Annotated in this window: 20 protein-coding genes; 4 read left to right on the top strand and 16 right to left on the bottom strand. The window is 61.6% G+C overall.

What is annotated here, in order from left to right; all coding sequences use genetic code 11:
- Nucleotides 1-171 precede the first annotated feature (171 nt).
- On the bottom strand, nucleotides 172-534 hold the full coding sequence (locus FE263_RS21605) for a hypothetical protein (RefSeq protein ID WP_138328119.1): 363 nt from the start codon (nucleotides 532-534) through the stop codon (nucleotides 172-174).
- Nucleotides 535-875: 341 nt separating this feature from the next.
- On the opposite strand from FE263_RS21605, the gene FE263_RS22325 reads away from it, so the two are divergent.
- On the top strand, nucleotides 876-1,025 hold the full coding sequence (locus tag FE263_RS22325) for a hypothetical protein (protein WP_171034280.1): 150 nt from the start codon (nucleotides 876-878) through the stop codon (nucleotides 1,023-1,025).
- Nucleotides 1,026-1,526: 501 nt separating this feature from the next.
- Here FE263_RS22325 and FE263_RS21600 read toward each other — a convergent pair.
- Nucleotides 1,527-1,907 carry a hypothetical protein gene (locus FE263_RS21600; RefSeq protein ID WP_138328118.1) on the bottom strand — a complete coding sequence of 127 codons (381 nt, stop codon included), beginning with the start codon at nucleotides 1,905-1,907 and terminating at the stop codon, nucleotides 1,527-1,529.
- Between the two features lie 388 nt (nucleotides 1,908-2,295).
- Between FE263_RS21600 and FE263_RS22320 the strand changes: the two genes are divergently transcribed.
- Together FE263_RS22320 and FE263_RS22315 are read left to right on the top strand one after the other, a co-directional pair.
- Nucleotides 2,296-2,439 carry a hypothetical protein gene (locus FE263_RS22320; RefSeq protein ID WP_171034279.1) on the top strand — a complete coding sequence of 48 codons (144 nt, stop codon included), beginning with the start codon at nucleotides 2,296-2,298 and terminating at the stop codon, nucleotides 2,437-2,439.
- Between the two features lie 102 nt (nucleotides 2,440-2,541).
- Nucleotides 2,542-2,856: a hypothetical protein gene (locus FE263_RS22315; RefSeq protein WP_171034278.1), complete on the top strand. Its 315-nt coding sequence runs from the start codon at nucleotides 2,542-2,544 to the stop codon at nucleotides 2,854-2,856.
- Between the two features lie 165 nt (nucleotides 2,857-3,021).
- Here the strand turns inward: FE263_RS22315 and FE263_RS21595 are convergent, their stop codons facing one another.
- The 6 genes from FE263_RS21595 to FE263_RS21570 form a co-directional block, all read right to left on the bottom strand.
- Nucleotides 3,022-3,501 carry a DUF3429 domain-containing protein gene (locus tag FE263_RS21595; protein ID WP_138328117.1) on the bottom strand — a complete coding sequence of 160 codons (480 nt, stop codon included), beginning with the start codon at nucleotides 3,499-3,501 and terminating at the stop codon, nucleotides 3,022-3,024.
- A 246-nt stretch (nucleotides 3,502-3,747) separates the two neighbouring features.
- Nucleotides 3,748-4,572 carry a YsnF/AvaK domain-containing protein gene (locus FE263_RS21590; RefSeq protein WP_171034277.1) on the bottom strand — a complete coding sequence of 275 codons (825 nt, stop codon included), beginning with the start codon at nucleotides 4,570-4,572 and terminating at the stop codon, nucleotides 3,748-3,750.
- Nucleotides 4,573-5,820: 1,248 nt separating this feature from the next.
- On the bottom strand, nucleotides 5,821-6,189 hold the full coding sequence (locus FE263_RS21585) for a response regulator (RefSeq protein WP_138328115.1): 369 nt from the start codon (nucleotides 6,187-6,189) through the stop codon (nucleotides 5,821-5,823).
- Between the two features lie 2 nt (nucleotides 6,190-6,191).
- The gene (locus FE263_RS21580) at nucleotides 6,192-7,697 is read right to left on the bottom strand and encodes an RAD55 family ATPase (protein ID WP_138328114.1); all 1,506 of its coding nucleotides are present in this window, start codon (nucleotides 7,695-7,697) and stop codon (nucleotides 6,192-6,194) included.
- Nucleotides 7,694-8,419, bottom strand: a complete 726-nt coding sequence (locus FE263_RS21575) for a sensor histidine kinase (RefSeq protein WP_171034276.1) — start codon at nucleotides 8,417-8,419, stop codon at nucleotides 7,694-7,696. Before FE263_RS21575 ends, FE263_RS21580 begins: the two co-directional genes overlap by 4 nt.
- A gap of 420 nt (nucleotides 8,420-8,839) precedes the next feature.
- Entirely contained in the window at nucleotides 8,840-9,250 is a 411-nt protein-coding gene (locus tag FE263_RS21570) for a LysE family translocator (protein WP_138328112.1), read from the bottom strand.
- A gap of 792 nt (nucleotides 9,251-10,042) precedes the next feature.
- Here FE263_RS21570 and FE263_RS23070 point away from each other — a divergent pair.
- Nucleotides 10,043-10,228 carry a recombinase family protein gene (locus tag FE263_RS23070; protein ID WP_408886232.1) on the top strand — a complete coding sequence of 62 codons (186 nt, stop codon included), beginning with the start codon at nucleotides 10,043-10,045 and terminating at the stop codon, nucleotides 10,226-10,228.
- A gap of 405 nt (nucleotides 10,229-10,633) precedes the next feature.
- Here FE263_RS23070 and FE263_RS21560 read toward each other — a convergent pair whose 3' ends face one another.
- The 8 genes from FE263_RS21560 to FE263_RS21525 all read right to left on the bottom strand — a co-directional run bounded on the left by FE263_RS21560 (nucleotide 10,634) and on the right by FE263_RS21525 (nucleotide 16,703).
- Nucleotides 10,634-10,957, bottom strand: a complete 324-nt coding sequence (locus tag FE263_RS21560) for a type 2 periplasmic-binding domain-containing protein (protein WP_138328110.1) — start codon at nucleotides 10,955-10,957, stop codon at nucleotides 10,634-10,636.
- A 119-nt stretch (nucleotides 10,958-11,076) separates the two neighbouring features.
- Nucleotides 11,077-11,307, bottom strand: coding sequence for a hypothetical protein (locus FE263_RS21555; RefSeq protein ID WP_138328109.1), 231 nt, complete (start codon nucleotides 11,305-11,307; stop codon nucleotides 11,077-11,079).
- 517 nt (nucleotides 11,308-11,824) lie between these two features.
- Nucleotides 11,825-12,190 (bottom strand): DUF3140 domain-containing protein, encoded by a 366-nt coding sequence (locus tag FE263_RS21550; protein WP_138328108.1) that lies wholly within the window; start codon nucleotides 12,188-12,190, stop codon nucleotides 11,825-11,827.
- On the bottom strand, nucleotides 12,183-12,692 hold the full coding sequence (locus tag FE263_RS21545; RefSeq protein WP_138328107.1) for a hypothetical protein: 510 nt from the start codon (nucleotides 12,690-12,692) through the stop codon (nucleotides 12,183-12,185). Before FE263_RS21545 ends, FE263_RS21550 begins: the two co-directional genes overlap by 8 nt.
- 160 nt (nucleotides 12,693-12,852) lie before the next feature.
- Entirely contained in the window at nucleotides 12,853-13,455 is a 603-nt protein-coding gene (locus FE263_RS21540) for a recombinase family protein (protein WP_138328106.1), read from the bottom strand.
- Between the two features lie 371 nt (nucleotides 13,456-13,826).
- Nucleotides 13,827-15,614, bottom strand: coding sequence for an ATP-binding protein (locus FE263_RS21535; RefSeq protein ID WP_138328105.1), 1,788 nt, complete (start codon nucleotides 15,612-15,614; stop codon nucleotides 13,827-13,829).
- A gap of 205 nt (nucleotides 15,615-15,819) precedes the next feature.
- Nucleotides 15,820-16,335, bottom strand: coding sequence for a recombinase family protein (locus tag FE263_RS21530; RefSeq protein WP_456306586.1), 516 nt, complete (start codon nucleotides 16,333-16,335; stop codon nucleotides 15,820-15,822).
- Nucleotides 16,336-16,454: 119 nt separating this feature from the next.
- Nucleotides 16,455-16,703, bottom strand: a complete 249-nt coding sequence (locus FE263_RS21525; protein ID WP_138328104.1) for a hypothetical protein — start codon at nucleotides 16,701-16,703, stop codon at nucleotides 16,455-16,457.
- Nucleotides 16,704-16,944 lie beyond the last annotated feature (241 nt).

Below are 16,944 nucleotides of genomic sequence, written 5' to 3'. Positions count from 1 at the left end.
CCACTGCGGCAGCCCAGAGAGACGTTCCATGACCCCGATCGGTGATGACGATGACGACGACCTTACACCGAAGGAAGAGAGAAGCCTCATTATCTACACTCTGGCGGGCCTCGCGGTGTTTGTTCTCTACGTCGTCTTAAGGCGGTGAGTACAGCTCAAAGACGCTGTTGGTCATGGTGATCCGCCGCCTTGATGCCCAGTCGGCTCGGGCATATGGTTTCGCGCCAACCCGATCAGCGTCTTGAGATAGGCTTCAGCATTATGCGGAAACGCAAGAAAGCCAAGGTGGCCTCGATACGCAGCGCCGATGCGAGACACATCAACGCCTAGAGAATTGTCTGCCGTGATGCTGGAACACAAGGTTTCAAATTCATGGATTAACGGGCTCTTGAGCGCCTTGAGCTCCGCGACTAGACGTCGGGCAAGTGCTACAGCGTTGGCGTAGCGGTGATCGCCTGGATGTTCGAGCGCCATACGGCTACGGCTACCAATAACCTCCTCAAGGCCAAAAACAACGTGCGCAATGCTTTCCAACTTCGGGCTCTCCTGCTGACTGTGGTGCCGTTCAGTTGCTCGGTACTTGGACGCTGGTCTAGCCTATAGTCTGCTCCGGACGAAGGCCGCCAGGTCGAGAGGCACGATCCTCCGGCAAGCAGCGCAACGGCCCGGGACACCATGCCCACTGTCCCTGGTCATTCGCGCTGTCGGGAGCGGCACACCCGCGGCCCGAAATCGGCTAGCAGCCACTGGTCCGTTCCCATTATGTCCTCATCATGGTCAGAACCTTACCAGGACCAAGCGGCTGGTCCTCATGGTGCTGGAAGACACATTGCGGGCACTCTGCAGGTGCCAGACAACATCAGTTTGGTGAAGCTATGTCCTACGCGCTCGAGTTGAGCCCGGTCGAACGAACCGGGCTCTACCTGCGCGAGCGCTTCCTCTCGCACCGCCTGCACGCTGACCAGGACGCCGTCATCGACGCCGCTGCAAGGCCTGGAACCGCCTCACACCAGAGCGGCTCCTAGTCGAACCCCGCGTTGATCGGCTCCATGGCACACCGGCACCAGCCACGACCGCACTCCAGGCATTCACCGGGGTGGCCGCCAACCGGTGGCAGACCGAAGGCGAACCGGCGGCCGTCCAGTGCCGAGCAGCGAGCGCAATCATCGCCAGAGGACCGCCAGACGTAGCGAGTGCACCCGAATTCGGCGGCACGCGCCCGCTCCCGCCGGAACCGCACCAGCATCCAAGCCTGCATATGTCCACGGTACGCCTCATCGTGCGCCAGCCGCTGGCCTATCGTCATGTTGTGGGTCGGAACCCATAGCGGCGGCGTCGGATACCGGAGCCGCAGGTCTGAGGCATATGGGTTCCGCCTTGTCGTCAGGCGGGTGAGTAAGGTGACTATCCATCTGGAGGGCATCGTCTCCCCATGCAAATACGCCGCCGGGACGAGCCCCATGCCGATCACATAGTCGTCGAGAAGCTATTTACCTGATCGACCGACGGCGGGCCGTGGAGGCCGGTTAGCCCTTGCTGGCCCCCAGTAAGCTCACCAGCGCCTGCTTTTTGACATCCTGGTGACTGACCCGCCTCCCCGTAGCCTGCTCCTGCGAGTAGCAGTACGCGCGCAAGCTGGCGTATACGGCGGCGTCGACCTTCACGGTGAGTGACTTCGGCTCACCCGTCGCCTGCGTCACGGCCGGTGTCGACGGCGTTGCCCGAGCGGGCGCCGGCTGCGCTGTCTGAAATGGCTGTGCGTTCGCCGCCTTCGGAGAGATGAACGCGTGCCACGTCTGGGCTAGTGCATTACCTGCATGGACATAACCACCGGCGCTTACATCGAAGTCGTGATAGACAAATAGTAATTTAATAAGTTGCCCCCAGGCTGTCACTTCTACACCCATGGCATTTGGCCACAGAGCCCGCATCCGATCAACGTCGCTCGCAGTAGTCGACGAGCGCGGCAGGTGACGCGAGATTGCCACGAGCGGCTGGCGTATTTCCGGTAGTAGATGTGACCCGCAGACATCCGAGGAGCGACACGACCAGCGACACTCAACTTCTTCCCTTGTCCCGCGGAGCCAGAAACGTCATCTTCAGAATGCGCAGCGACCGGCTATCTTCGTGTCGCTAACCGGCCATCAGTCCTGTCGCGCTACACACCGTCTCGACCTATTGCGGTTGTCGATCGTGGCGCTAATTGAGGCCTTTGCCCTCCGCGCTTGAGCAGGCCCTGTAGCAGGATGGCGTGCGCCCGACAGCGTCATCGCTGTCGCGCTGGCGGACTGGCTGGTGATGGCAGCGACGCTAACCCAGCTGCGCGCGCGGCTGATCCTGCCGACCAGCGAACCGGAGGCGCCGGCAGCAATTCGCAAGGCAAAGGGGCTGCGGCGGCAGCTGCTCAGCCGGCAGCACATTCAGGCAGCCGCCGACTGACTAGAGCGCCGGCAGCAGCTCGGGCTGCATGTTTGGGCGCGGGGTAGGGCGGGGGTGGGGGTTGCAGAAGCCCCAATCACGGGCGGCGGTCTGACAGAGTTAATGCGCGCCTGTCTGGTGGCCCTGGCGCTACCGAACCACCTAGCGAACGCCTACCAGCTGCCGCCGCGCACGCCATGGCCAGTGCAGAGATCAATCGCGCGCATCTGCGACCGGCTGAGAGTGCTGCCGTATGGCAGCGCGCTGACGTCCTTTCTGCCGGATTTGGGGGAGAAGAGGGTGGGCAACATCCGGGTACCATCGGCCTTGGCCAGCACGCTGATTGCCGGGCTAGAGCTCGCGCGCGACGGAGAGCTAACGCTGGATCAAAAGAAACAGTGGAACGTAATCCAGGTCGGGCGGCAAAGCCTCGCCTAAGGGGGGCGGACATTGCGGGGAGAGCGACCGAGCTGCAGGTCGAGCGTGCCGTGCTGGATTGAGCGTGGGCGATGCCTACCGATTGATCTGCTAGCCGGAAAGACGGTTCCGGGCTGCAGGTGGTCGATCGCCCGGCGAGCCTGTCGCGGCTGCTTGGCAAGAAAGTCACTTCACAGTCTTAGACCTCCGGAAGAATAACGCGGCGAGGCTGGCAATCGGGATCACCATCTGCACGGGGCGTAGTCGCGCGAAGAAGCGTGGTGCCTGATGAGTTCGCGCTGCCTCAGGATCGAGCAGTGCGAGCAGCCCAAATCCCGACAGCAGAAGGAGCAGCGCCGGCTTACGTGGAGGCAGCAGTAGCGCCCCAGAGCCAAGGCTGAACGTGCTGAACATGACCCCCAACTGGCCTACTGTCGGGCCGCCTGACTGCCTGAAGCTCAGGCCGCGACGCACCCCCGCTAGGAAGCAGAGCACCGCTCCCGCAAACCGAATGGTGCTTACTTCCAGAGCAGCACCGCGCTCCCGCCCTAGAGCGAGCGAAGCTGCTGTGCCGCTGGCAATTGGAAGCATGGCTGCGTAAGCCAGCAGCAGACTTTCGGCCGGCGTGTGATCCTGAGCGTCTTCTTCATACTGCGCCACTTGCATCTATCCCAACTTCGTCAGAGGTCGACCAACGACCTCGGCTTTTTGAGGTTCAGCCTCAGCCTCGCCCTGAACGATACCGATTGCCAATCGGTGGCGCGGTCGTGGCCCCAGGGATACTCCGGCTCTTGCTTGAGTCAGGATGATGCAGTTAGCTGACGGAGACGCAATGAGGCTGGAAGCGCCTATGCGCAACCAGCCCACACTTTGTTCTAGTCCTCCTTCAAGACCGTAAAGGAGAGACAGCCATCAGATCTTGCGTTCAACCGGAACTGCACCCGGTACGTTCTCGATTGCAACGTCTTCGCGGCGAACAGTGTCACGAACCGTCTCCACACGGTCAACCGCCTCCTTGCGCAGGTGGACCTCCTCGCGCACGCGGGCGGTTTTGCCGACGACGGCTTCTTCGCCCGTCTCGGCCATCTCAATCACCTGGTCCGTGAAGGCATTGCCATCAACAGCTCGACCATCGGCAATCGGCTGACGGTCAATGATGACCTTCTCATCATGCAGGGTGACCTGCTCCTCAACCGGCGTCTCAACAACGAAGCGGCGCACACGGGTCGTGCCGTGGTTGACGAGCTTCTTGCCGACAACCAGTTGCTCCTCGGCAAGCTGAAGGCTCTCACCAATCGCCGGTGTTGCTATACCTCGGTCCGCCAATCCTCTCGCTATACCTGTGGTGGCGGCCGCCGCGCCGGCTGTTGATGTGGGAGCAACCGCCGCGCTGCCGTAGGTCGAGGCGCGCTCATCGATATCGATCGGATTGTGCCGCTCAAGGATCTCGCTGACCGCCGTAACGTGTTCATCAGGAGCCGAAACTGAGACAACCGTAGATCCAGCTTCCAGGCTGCGGTCATACACGGCTGTATCGTGGTCAGTCTCGCCACCAAACAGTCGCGATAAAAAGCCCGGCGCCTTGGGCGCAGAGGTGCCGGTGGTGCTGGCGACGTAGCCGCTATGCGAGTGCGTGGAAATGGCACCGGCGGGGACGCCCGCGGCAGTCAGGTCATGCACTGCTGCCTCGGCATGCTCGGCAGAGTCAAAGATAGCAACGATGGTCTCTTCAGCCATTGAACGGTTCCTCATTGTGAGCAGTTTAAGTAACGTGTAAATTAAGCCTCTATGGGCAGACGCGTGTGGTGACCAGTTGGTGACGGCGAAGCATCACGGCCCACTTGTGGTGTTCAACGTACTGCCCTCGACGCATATGGATCTCGTCCTTGAGAACCACGCGACGCTAGGTCACGAGGGTGAGCTAGCGTCGCGCGAACATCAGAACTTTCTAGCTAAGTCGATGCCAACTGCCTTAGGGCTATGTCGTTTGAACCGGGAGCAGGTGACCTGGTTCCTTCGTGCACACTGAATTTTGTTGTTACACTCAATTGGCAAGAAGAACCTTCTGCTCTCCTTTCACTGAGGCGTTCCAGCTAGTGACGACCGGTGGAGGCCAGCCATCCATAGAGAAGAGAGATCAATGGTGTCGCCATCAGTGTCCATAGGGCCCAATTTCCTAAAAAGCGTCTCTGCTCTAGCAGCCGTCGGTTCTCGGTTATGCACCGCTCGAGGTTCAACACATGAGATTTACGCAAGTCCCTGAGCGACTCCTGTCCAGGACATCCCTCCACAACCTGGGAGGGCGGCGCGCCAGAAATGTTGAAGCTCGGAGACCTGACCGAAAACAGCACAAGGGTTGAAGCTAGGCTGAAACCGGCCAACCCCGACAGAGACGCGACCGATACAGATATCGTGTCCCTTGGCACTGCGATGGCAATGGCAGCTATAAGGGCAGAAAGGGTCGACAAGACAACAGCTGTTGTAAGCATCATGACCGCCCGAGCGTCTTGTGCCTTGGCAAGGTTGGACTGTTCGTCAATCTGCCGCTCAGCGCGTGCGACGATCCAGTCGTGCGCTTCCTCCTCAAGATTCGAGATATCAGCCGAAGTAAACTGCATTTTACACCAAGGCGTCGGGCTTGAGGTACAGCTCGCTTGCACAATCGGTCGGATAGAAAGCGAGCTTGAAAGTCTTGTTTAGAGTGTTGAGGTCAGTCCAATCCGTGCTCCGCCCCCTGCTATAGGTAGCGGTGCCGCGCCTCATCTCACTTTCCCTTAATCTTCCGTCAGAGCGTTCGGTTCCTGGCCACCTTAATGGCAGCCCCCGCGTGCCACTGGCTCTTGAACTCGGTCCTCCGCTAAACATTGCCTTCTTAACTTTCAGGTAATCCGTCAAGTTTGTAGGTCGAGCAACGGGCGCTGAGCGTGAAGGGCTACTCGATTAGCCGCCGGTGAAAGTTCTTATTTTCAAGCATCGGTCTGTTCGCTACTCGGTTGAGCTTGGAATGAACCTCATCGCGAGTTTGATCACCTCGTTGATGGAGAACGGCTTGCGCATGAACGCGACGTGGCCCGAACAACGTTCAGCGACATTGTCCTCGGGCATAGAGCTCATCATCACCACTGGGATCCTCTTGAGCTCAGGATGTCCTTCAATGACCCGCAACATCATGCTGCCGTCCATTACCGGCATCATGTAGTCGAGAAACACCAGATCAAACTGCTCCTTGGTCAGCAGCTCCAGGCCTTGCCGCCCATTTGGCGCCTTCAGCACACGGTGTCCTTCATCGGTAAGGATCGCCTCGATCAGGTCGGCAACGCCGTATTCATCGTCGACGACGAGCACAATTCCCATGGCTAGCGCCTGCGTCCAGTTCGTGCCGGCCCGGAATTGCGTTCGCGCTGCGCGACTATGGGAACCCCGAGCATGATAGCCTGAGCACTTTCTGAGTTGGGCCGGATAATGAGGCCCTGGCTGCTTGTCTCATACTCATGGAGCGATTGATCGAATTGGCTATCCCTGACTTTCAAGATTGAGATGAGACGATGAAGCTGCGATCCGGCTTCCACGAACCGCATCAAGATCAGGTTCTCAGCCAGACTGGATAGATCGCCGATAGATGTCCTGATACTCGGTCCCATGATGTCCGGAACCTCGAGTGTATAAACCGTCGTCACCCCGAGAATGCGCATCTCGTTCATCAGCGCAGTCAGGAACATGCCGATCCGATCGCTGCCACTGCCCGCAGCAGCACTCTGGAACGCGCCAAGGCCATCGATAAAGAGTCGCTTGACCTTGCGCCGCTTCACCGCCTGCAACAGGCGCTCTCCGTAGGCATCCAGCAAATCGTCGGTTGGGGGCTGCCAGAGGACCTCTACAACGGCGCTGTCGATGAGGTTCCGCAAAGCAGGACAAACTCCGGCTGCTTTGGCGTCGATCCTCTTCGGGGTTTCGTAAAAGCCGAACAGGAGGCCGGGCGTGGTGTCAGTACAGGCTGCAAGAAATTCGAGCCCAAGCGTCGTCTTTCCCGTGCCGGAGGGCCCCATGACCATGGTCGTCGAAGCTTCAGGCAGACCACCCCCCAGCATCGTATCGAGTTGCTCAAGTCCGCTCACAACCCTTCCGTCACCGTCGCCACCTTGGTCCGGTCGTGATGGCCGCGATAGGAGTGCCTCGATCCGAGGATGTACAACAACGCCCCCGCTGGTGATCTTGTAGGCGTGCCGGCCCCGCAAGAAACCGCTGCCACGGAACTTTACAACTTGGAGCGAGCTTTCGGCTGCCCAGCCTGCCAGCTCATCCGCTAGCTCAACAATACCATCGACCATCGTGTGCTCAGGCTCGATGACGTCGCTACGTGAACTCGTGAGGATGAAGACTGTGCATCCAGCCGCGATAGCCACGGCCTGTAGGTCATGAATGAATTCGTTAAAGGCTTGCTCGTCGGGTGCCAGGCGTCGTGCCGTAACGAGGCCATCAATGACCAACACAGATGCCCGGCGAGACGTGACCTCCTTTCGAAGAAGAGAGACAAAGCCTCGCAAGCCCGTTTCATGAAGCGCTGCTAGGCCATTTAGGTAGGACAACTGGTCTGGGATCTTCGATGCGTCGAAGAACTTCATCACACTCAGATGCTGCATCATCCTGGCGTGGTATTCAGCCAGCAAAGTAACAAAGACCGCCCGGTTTGCATGAGCGACATGGTTGAAGCAGATCTGGTTACCGAGGGTGGTCTTGCCCGTGCCAGGTGGTCCTTGGATGATGTAAAGGCCTCCTTTGAGGAAGCCTCCCCCGAGGATGACGTCTAGGCCTGGAACACCGCTTTGCACTCTCTCTAAAACGGCGACACCTACGTCAGTCATGGCTTGTCCTTCGAGTACTTTGGAAGAACAACCTCAAAGACGGTGCCTCCTCCCTCTGCATCGGTGACGGAGATGACACCCTCCATTGCCTCAACAATCTGGCCGACGACCCAAAGTCCGACGCCAAATCCGGTCTGTCGTTCGTCCGCTCCAATGGCTCGTTCAAATTGGCCAAAGATGCGTTCCTTGTTCTGAGGCGAGATGCCAGGTCCGTGGTCTCTGATCCTGATGACAACGCTAGAACCACCCGCTGGGTCCTCGACCGACACGAGCACTGGGCTTTTGCCTCCATATTTGATGGCATTCGAGACGAGGTTGTCGATGACCTGCTCCAAGGCCAAGCGATCCCAAGATCCGGGAATGCTCTGTGGGGCGTCGACTTCAAGCAGGGTTCCCGCGTGACGGGCCGTTTCGCCAAAGGTCTCTGCAACTAGCCGAATGATCTCCCCGAGATTACATGGTGCTGGCGCTAGCTTGAAGTTACCGCTCGTAATTCTGGAGACATCAAGCAGAGTGGCCGCCCTCCGCAAGTAGTTCTGCATGCTTTGATGGATCCGTGTCAGTCTTTCTTCGACTTGGGCGGAGGAATACTTCCCAGCCTTAACGCCTTTGAGCAGGAGCTCGATCTGTCCTACGATAGGTGTCATAGGATTTCTGAGTTCATGAGCCGCAACGGCGATAAAGCTGTCTCGTGCCGCAACAGCAGCGAGCAACTCGGTCAACCGCAACTCGTCCGAGACGCTTGCGGGAAGCACAATTCGGTCCGGTGAATGCGCGTCCGAGATTGTCATCAGAAGGCTAGCTCTTACCTGCCATGTCACCTGAAGTGACACGATACTTGGTGCTACACAAGCAGGGCCGACCATGGTGACTTCTGCGCAGCTTAGAGCCGCTCGGGCCTATCTCGATTGGACAATCGATCGAGCCGCCGTCGCCTCGGGTCTCAACCGGCGCACCATCATTCGGTTAGAGCGCGGAGGGCGTTATGTTGAAGCTAAGCCGCCCAGCCTGGCAACGCTTGTTGCCGTCTATCGACAGCAACACCTCATTCTACGTGGTGCCGGTCTAGCGGTGGCGGTTTCAGACGCTGAAGGCAACTAAGGGGCGGAAGGTATCGTGAAGCGCCGTCTTTCGTTCGTCGGTTACAGAAAGAAGGCCGCCGTCTTCGGGTTGGTCGCCTCGACCAGGATACCTTCGCGAAAGGCCCGCCGTGGCCCGACCGCCGCAGTCATGGTCTCGCCGGCAAGGGCGGCTGCAGTCTCCCGGCGGGCCGACAGGAACGTCCGGGCACCCATCCACACCAGATAGGCAGCGCCGATTAGCGTCAGGGCAGTAAACAGCTTGGCGCTCGCGAGCACGATGGCAGACACCCCCAGGCTGCCGGCCAGCACGTGCACTATGCCGCCGAGCCCGGTACCGGAGGTTGACGCCATACCCTCGGCGCGACCACCGGCAAGTGTACGCGCAGCAACGTAGAAGATGCCGGGTCCGGGCGTGATGGCCAGCAGGAAGGCGGCGACGACGAACAGGGCGAGTTGGGATGGGTCTGGCATAAGCCAAGCTAGATGCGGATGGTAAACTGCGTCGAGTTGCTGATTTGACAGCGTGGCTGGCGCCACGATGAGCCGCATCCTGTCACCAACACGCCGGGGCGGCGTTCGCCGGTCAGCCGTCGACCAAGCCCGCCCGCCACAGGCGGTCCAGGACTTCGGTCCGGACCGGCGCAGCCGCCAGGATTGGCACCTCCTGCGCCAGCCGGCTGCCGCGATGTCGGCGTCACCGACCTGGTCGACCAGGACATGCCGGCGCGGGCAGGTTGATCGCGCTGTTGCAAAGCCTGCGACCGTATCCGGCCGGCCAGCCTCTCGGCGCCGGTCGCCGCCGGCAGGGGAGAGGTGCCGCTGATCGTGCTCCGTTTCCGGTACCAGTGCGGCAGCAAAGAAATCACACCGATTGTCTTGGCTGGCCGCGCCCACCACCGGACGGCCGAAGCGCCGCCGGACTGATCAGCCAGTTGCCCAGCGCGGGAAGCGGTGACAATATTCGGGCACCGGCCGCGCTACTAACGCGACCCGGTCTCCGGCTAAGCCGGAAGCTGAAGCTCCCCCAAGAGCGACTGTGGCGCCCGGTCGTTGGCCATGCCGACGACCGGGAACCGGCTCGCGATGGCCGGCCAGACGATGCTGCATGAAACTTTCGGGGCAAAGAACCGATATCGCGGCAAAGCCACGACTACGGAATCGCCTATGGTTTTCGAGCCTCGATGGGACGAGCTAAGTCGAACTAAAACACAAAGACGCGCGGCAGGACTTGGGGGGAATGCGCCGGCCGATGAAAGTGCCTAGATCGAGCGCGGTGGTATCGCCCTCGCGTACGAGATGCGGGCACGCGGTTTGACCATTCAGCAAATCGTCACGCTGTTGAACGCGCGAAAGGTTCCGCGCCGGGACGGCAAGCCCTGGACAAAAGACTCGGTGACGACAGCTGTGCAGCGCGGTCAGAGGTCAACCGACCAAGCCGGAACGCCATAGGGCCGCCTCGATGTCGGTAGCGTCCAGGCCGGCCGCCGGCTGCCGTCGCCAGAAAGCGGCGAAGGCTGGAGCTGCCGCTCCAGATCAGGTCTGGATTGAGTGGTGGCTGATCAGGTCGTTGAAGCTGAGCCCCGGCGTGTTGGTCAGCTGCACGAACTGGACGCCGCTGCCCGTCCCGTTGTGGGCGATGGCAATGTAGGTATTCCTGCCGACGTCTGCGGTAAGCCTTGCTCGCCGTGGTGCTTGCGCCTCACTGGTCGTTGGTGCGCGTCTCCTGGTGGAAGTGAATCCCATGTCGGCGCGCAGCTGCAGACCCGTGTGCGCCGAGACGCCTAGCCGCCACGACCGGGTCGATGCGGCGGCCCCCGAGATACACGCGGACGGGGTTGTGCTGGTCTATAGAGGCTAGTCCGCCGCCCGAGTACCGGCGCTCGGACCGGCGGCGCCAATGGGCCACGATGGCTCCAGCCGACCCCTCCGAGTCCTGCCGCGGACCAGCACGACGACCTCGGTTTCCTGAAGCAGCGGTAGCTCCGCTGCCCTCGGCGCGGCCTCGAGTTCCGGCCCCGCCAGCATGGAGGTCTGCGCGCTGACGCCGAAGCCCGAGCGCAGGGCAACGACCAGAGACAGCAGGCTCTCGCTGCTGAAGGCGATGCGCCACTGGCGGTCGGCGGCGTTCAGCGCGGCGATCGCCGCCGAGCGGGTGATGCTGTCGCCGGAGAACACCACCAGCTACACCGGCTCGGCGGCCTGCTGTTGAAGTCGAGTCGGATCGAGCCGGGGCTTAGAAGGTAGCAGCCAACTCTCAGCCCAAGCCCGCTTTAACAATTTATGCTCTCCCCCCACCCTTACGCGACCGGTCCGATGCGGGGCGCCATTTCCTCTGCGTCGAGAAAACTATCAATGACGGCTTGAGCCTCTCGAACTGCAGTCCGGAAGGCGCTGCTCTGTCGTGTGCGCCGGACATGGCCCGTCGCGATGACCTGCTCATTCCTTGATGCAGTCCAGAAACGCTCCGTCTCAATCTCGCCCGACACCGTGTAAAGCAAATCACGATAGATGAACGTCTGATCCGGCATCCGGCCGCTCCTGCACAACCTACGGTCGACAGCAATCTCCAGCGTCGCTAGCTAGCAAGTCGATATCGGATTAGGTAAGCGACTGCTTAGACGGCAGTCAAGATCACCAGAACATCGCCCAACCTCGCCTCGGTAAGACCCATCGCGCGGCTGCTTTCCAGGTCGACTATGCTGCTGCCCCTGGCGTTGGAAGCGCGGAGCTGGGCGCCCGGAGGTCTCAAACCAGCAGGCGAGATTGGAACGGAGCGTCTCTGGGTTGCATCGATGAATGTGCAGGTCGTTGCGACGGGCCATGTCCAACGCACACGACAAAGCAGCGCATTTCGGACCGCAGTCTGAGAGGCGCACTTGCCCTTCGATAAGTTTCTCAACGTAGAGGACCGGGCGGCTCAACTCGGATCAATCGAACTTATGACGCCCCGCGAGGGCTCCGTGGCGCCCACGCCCGGTACCTTGAAGCCAGAAGACATATTCGTATTGGGCCGATGTTCGTGTCCACGCTCGCCCTGTTCTAGGTTTATTTTAGTGGGTCATGTCCCCAGTTCATAAGTGACTTGCGCCAGCGGGTGTCAGTGACGTCGCCATGAGGCCGTTGCTTGATGTGACGGTGTACGTAGCCAATGACCTTGCGCATCGCCGCGAAATCGTCGTCTGACAGATCGGTGGCCTTAGTCGCCTGCAACGACAGGATGCGGCGGCCCATTTTGTGGCCGACCGCCTCGTGTTCCTCGGATCCAGTCACCTTTCCTCCCTCATCAGTCATGCCAACAGCTTGGCTCTCGTCCGTTTTCAGCCATGAGCTCAACGCTGCTGAGGTCATGTTCACGACTGACTTGAACTCGTGCGCAATGTCCCGCCGTTCGTCTTTGTCCAGTTTAGCCATGGGTCTGCAGCGCCCTCTTGAGTTCCGCTTTCTTCATCTTCGAGCGGCCGGGGATCCCCCTGCGCGCCGCCTGCTCCAGCAGATCCGCCCGGGTGGAAGCGTGACCGGTCTCGCGGTCCCCAGCAGTCCTGGCGGCGATGTCGCCCGGTTGAGCCGAAAACTGTCTGCCTTTCGCCGTATCCGACCGTTTCTTTTCGGTAGTACGCTTGTAGTCGGCGTCGCTCAGGTGCGCGCGCGCCTTTTTTGGTAGGTAGCGCTCACCGGTCTTGCCGCTCTCGGCACCCGACTTCGTTCCCCACTCTTCGCGTGTCCACTGCGCCAGGTGGTTGTCAGGCGTCTGGGCGCCCTCATAGCCACCGCCTTCCTTCTTGTATTCCTGGGTCGCCAGCTGCGCCTTGCGCGCGGACCATTGTCCTGGCCTGCCACCCTTGTCGCCCTCGGTGACGTCAGTCTTGACCTTGTCCCAGAGCTTCGGGTCGGTCTTCTTTGCTATGTTCGCCATGACTGCCTCCCGGGCATCAAACGTAAAGCTTCCCCTGTGGTTCAGGCAGCTACTATGGCCTCCATCGTCAACTGGACCTCCTGTGATCCTCCCGAGCCGCACGGTTCAGACCGCTGCCAGCGGACCGAGAGGATCCGGCATATAGCCGTACTACGGCCGGCTAAGCCGGCGGAGACATGATGAGTTTGCGAACGTGATCCGGCCGCCAGCGCGCGCGTAGCTGCGTCCGGATGCCTCGCTGGTTCAGCACGTCGGCGATCTGCTTGTTGCTCAGGCCTTGGGCGCACAGATCCAGCAGCAGCGGCCGCATCTTCGCGTGCCACGCCAGCGACCGGCGGCGGGCTGTCTCGCCGCCAGGATGTGAGAGACCTTCAGGAGCAGCCACGGTCGATAGGTCGTCCTGGCCTTCAGGGGTGTTAGAAGGCCAAGATGTTGCAGATCCCGTGTTCATAGGAGGGCGAGGGTGGCCAATAGCGGAACAGCTCATGCCTTTACACCTCATCACCAAGTAGGCGCAGCTGACCGGCTCCGTGCCGGCTCGGCCAGTAGATGGTACGACGAGCGGCACTGGCCAGAAACACTCAACCTGCCCCTCGTCCCCGCGCAAAGCCAGGAACACGACGCGCTCGACACCAGCGGCCGCTGACGCCTCCAGCGCGAAGCGGAAAACAAGGCCTTCGGCCTTCTCTTCACCAAGGGCCAGGGTCAGCTGCCGAGCCTCGACGGCTTGGCGGTGGAGGGTGCGGGCGGTTGGCTCGTCCACGACGATCGCGCTCAGACCTGGACGACAACGGGGCACTGTGTCGAGCTATTGCACGGCAACACCCGGATCAAGCCGGAGTAATAGGGCAGGGCGCAGTCGAGTTGAGGCGCCCGACACTCATGCCTTGCCTTTCGTCGCCCACCTGCCGCCAGTAGAGCACTGCCGCCTCAGCACAGCAGAACAGCCAGGCATGCGGCCCGAGCTGATCGCCGTTCTGCTAATATATAAGCAGCCGGGGCGGTGACCGCGAAACCCACCAACATGATCAGCGTGCCCCAGTTTTTTCCCCTGCCGACACCTGCGCTCGGGTTGCTCTCGCAGTGCTTAAGCGCGCCGCCTCGGCTCTTGCCAGGCTGTTATCCAAATGAGCCTCATCGTCCTTTCAGGCCGTCTCCTGCATGATTGGCGCGCGCTGCGTCCAGCATGGCCCCTATTTTGTCGGAAATAGCATCAAAAGAGAACGGCTTGCCGATCACGTCCATGCCCTCAGCGAGCTGGTCTCGCAGCACACTGCCGGCATAGCCCGTAATAAACAGCGCCGGCAAGCTCGGCCAACGTTCGCGCGCGGCGTCCGCCACCTGCCGTCCGTTCATGCCGCCGGGCAGCCCCACGTCGGTCACGAGCAGGTCCACGTGCCGGCCTGACCGCAACACGCGCAGGGCGGCAGGACCGTCGGCCACCTCCAGCACCGCATAGCCCAAATCGCGCAGGTGCTCCGCCACCACGGCGCGCACCTCGTCTTCGTCCTCGACCAACAACACCGTTTCGACCACGGTAACTCTCGGCGGCTCCGCCACCTGTGCTGATGCGTCGATCGCAGAGTGCTTACACTCCTGTCGTGGCAGGAGCACGCGTAAGGTGGTGCCCTGGTTCGGGGTGCTGTCGAGCTGCACGACCCCACCAGACTGGCGCACAAAGCCGTAGAGTTGAGACAGGCCCAGCCCAGTCCCTCGCCCGAAAGGCTTGGTGGTGAAGAATGGCTCAAAGGCGCGCGCCCGTGCCGTCGGGTCCATTCCCGTGCCGGTGTCAGCGACCGCGATCTCGACGAAGTCGCCCGGCGCCACTCCTTCCTGGTCGGCTATGCCCGCGTCTGGCAAGCGAACGTGCCGGGTCGAAACGGTCAGCCGCCCGCCGTCCGGCATTGCGTCGCGGGCGTTGATAGCCAGGTTCAGCAGGACGCTCTCAAGCTGGTTTGGATCGCAAAGCACAGGCCAGACACCGTCGTACATCTGCAATTCGACCGTGACCGCTGGCCCAACTGTTTGGCGCAGCAGCTCCTCCATGCCTCGTATCAGCGTGTTGGCCACGACCGGCTTGGGCTGTAGCGCTTGCCGCCGTGCGAAGGCGAGCAGGCGGTTGGTCAAGGCCGCGGCGCGTGCCACCGTGGCTCGCGCGCCGTCCACGAAGCGGGCCACCTCCTCCGCACGGCCCTGCTCTACCCGACGCTGCATCATCTCTAGGCTGCTCCCGATGGCTTGCAGCATGTTGTTGAAGTCGTGCGCGATGCCGCCGGTGAGCTGGCCCACAGCCTCCATCTTCTGCGACTGGCGCAGTGCTTCCTCCGCCTTGTGCAACTCGGCGGTTCGCTCGTCCATGATCTCAGAGATTGCGTGCCTGCGTTCGCGCTCGGCGTGCAGCGCGTTCGCAGCGTCCTGTCGCTCGAGTACGGACGCGGTAACGTCCTCTACCGTGTGCAGGATGTAACTGATCGCACCGTGCAGGCCAGGCACAGGCGTATTAAGCGGCTGCCACCAGCGCTCTTCGAACGTGCCGTCGGGGCGCCGTATGTCGTAGCGCTGGAGCGTCATGCGGTGCACCGCGCCCGTCCCCACGACGCGAGCGAGGGAGGCTCGCAGGTTACCCGTGCCGCTAGAGGAGCTGTCAGCAGGATTGTCCGGGAAGACGTCGAAGAGCCGCTTGCCAATCACGTCCTCGCGCCTAGTCATGGTGGCGCGGCAGCGCTCCTCGCTTACCGCAACCATGACGTGGTTGGGGTCGGCGGTGACCACGACGTATATGAAGGGCAGGGCCTCGAACAGCCGCAGGAAGTCAATAGGATGCTCGGCTTGCGTGACTGGGCGCGATCCCGTATCGTCATTCGGAGTTCCTGAGGCGCAACCCTCGGCTGCGCGGCTTGGCCGCGGCGGGCGCTGCGTCACGCCGGTGCCTCAATGGCGTTGGCCGGGCCTCGTGCACTCCGGCTCGCGTGTTCGATTAACTTCCTCCCGTCTGGCCGCGGCGCGCTGTTGGAGTCCACATGCCGGCAAAGCGTTTGGCGCGTGATGCCCAGCTCGGCGCAGAGCTCCCCGACCTTGGCGGCGGGTTGGCTCATGGCCGCCTGTGAGAGGCGCAGTCTGACTGTTGTCATCTTGAAAGGCCGTCCACCATTGCTCCCCGGACGCGCGCTGACGCGAGCCTGGAATCGGTGCGTTCCACGTTCCGCTCGCGCTCGAACTCGGCAAGTGCCGCGAAGATGCCGAACACCATGCGGCCGATCGGCGTCGTGGTGTCGAGGTTGGCGCCCTGGCCGGCGATGACCTTCAGGCCCACGCCCGGGCCAGTCAGATCGTGGACGAGGTTGACCAGGTGGCTTAGGTCGCGGTCGGGGCGGTCCAGCTTCCAAGTGACGGGCGTTTCGCCTTCTCGCAGAGCGTTAAGGCACGCCTCTACGCAGGGGAGATCGTCGCGCTTGCCCGCAGCGTGGTCGTCGTAGAGGCGCTCCGGCTCTATACCAGTCGCAAGCAGGCCAACACGTTGCAGGTCGAGCGCCTGGATCTCGTCCGCCTTACTTACGCGCATGTAGCTGACCCTGCACGGGGTTTCTGCTCCATAAACATCCGAATACGTGACGGTGCTGGATGGGGCTGCCAGCCGCTTCAAGCGCTGTCACCTAAGTAGTCACATTGTCTATACTCCGTCCGTCGCCATCCGCGCCTCCCCATCACGAGGAGCGAATCACAGACCGCGGCTGTTGGAAATCCCGCTAATGGGTCCGGACCCTAGTGCATGAGGCTGCGGCCGCCGCCGCTGCCCCGCAGCGTTTCCGGCACGAACAGCAGGTCGACATAGAGATAGCCGCGGATCGTCCAGCCCCAGAGGCCCCCGACGATCTCGGTCGCGCCGGGCGCCGTCAGTGTAACGGCAAGAGGCGTCCGCCGATCGGCGTGGCCGACCCGTTCATCGTTCAGACGGGCCAGGGGAACGCCAATCGCCGCCGCGATCTCTGGCTTGGGCGCCTCCACCAGCACGATCGTCGGGACCCTGGACCACTCCCTTACCAAGGGAGTGGCCTACCTCATACTTTAAATATGATAAAGGACGTTATCTTGCACTGGCACTCGACCCTGTCTCGCCTCGGCCCGCCGGCTTGAGTCCCAATTAGTCCAGTTTGTGGGACGGACCGCGAAGCGTGCTAGAGCACGATCTGACCGATCCGACTCGAAAGCTCTTGCCCGACGCGGCGCGAGTTTGATTCACCATGCTGGCTGG

This window comes from Lichenicoccus roseus (assembly GCF_005844085.1).
GTDB classification, from domain to species: domain Bacteria; phylum Pseudomonadota; class Alphaproteobacteria; order Acetobacterales; family Acetobacteraceae; genus Lichenicoccus; species Lichenicoccus roseus.
This window is presented reverse-complemented; position numbering and strand designations above follow the sequence as displayed.

Excerpts from the sequence above, each read along its gene's own strand:
- FE263_RS21580 (WP_138328114.1), bottom strand. The coding sequence starts at position 7,697 with ATGACTGACGTAGGTGTCGCCGTTTTAGAGAGAGTGCAAAGCGGTGTT.
- FE263_RS21555 (WP_138328109.1), bottom strand. The coding sequence starts at position 11,307 with ATGCCGGATCAGACGTTCATCTATCGTGATTTGCTTTACACGGTGTCG.
- FE263_RS21585 (WP_138328115.1), bottom strand. The coding sequence starts at position 6,189 with ATGGGAATTGTGCTCGTCGTCGACGATGAATACGGCGTTGCCGACCTG.
- FE263_RS21570 (WP_138328112.1), bottom strand. The coding sequence starts at position 9,250 with ATGCCAGACCCATCCCAACTCGCCCTGTTCGTCGTCGCCGCCTTCCTG.
- FE263_RS22315 (WP_171034278.1), top strand. The coding sequence starts at position 2,542 with ATGCGCGCCTGTCTGGTGGCCCTGGCGCTACCGAACCACCTAGCGAAC.
- FE263_RS21595 (WP_138328117.1), bottom strand. The coding sequence starts at position 3,501 with ATGCAAGTGGCGCAGTATGAAGAAGACGCTCAGGATCACACGCCGGCC.
- FE263_RS21590 (WP_171034277.1), bottom strand. The coding sequence starts at position 4,572 with ATGGCTGAAGAGACCATCGTTGCTATCTTTGACTCTGCCGAGCATGCC.
- FE263_RS21600 (WP_138328118.1), bottom strand. The coding sequence starts at position 1,907 with ATGGGTGTAGAAGTGACAGCCTGGGGGCAACTTATTAAATTACTATTT.
- FE263_RS21545 (WP_138328107.1), bottom strand. The coding sequence starts at position 12,692 with ATGGCGAACATAGCAAAGAAGACCGACCCGAAGCTCTGGGACAAGGTC.
- FE263_RS22325 (WP_171034280.1), top strand. The coding sequence starts at position 876 with ATGTCCTACGCGCTCGAGTTGAGCCCGGTCGAACGAACCGGGCTCTAC.
- FE263_RS21550 (WP_138328108.1), bottom strand. The coding sequence starts at position 12,190 with ATGGCTAAACTGGACAAAGACGAACGGCGGGACATTGCGCACGAGTTC.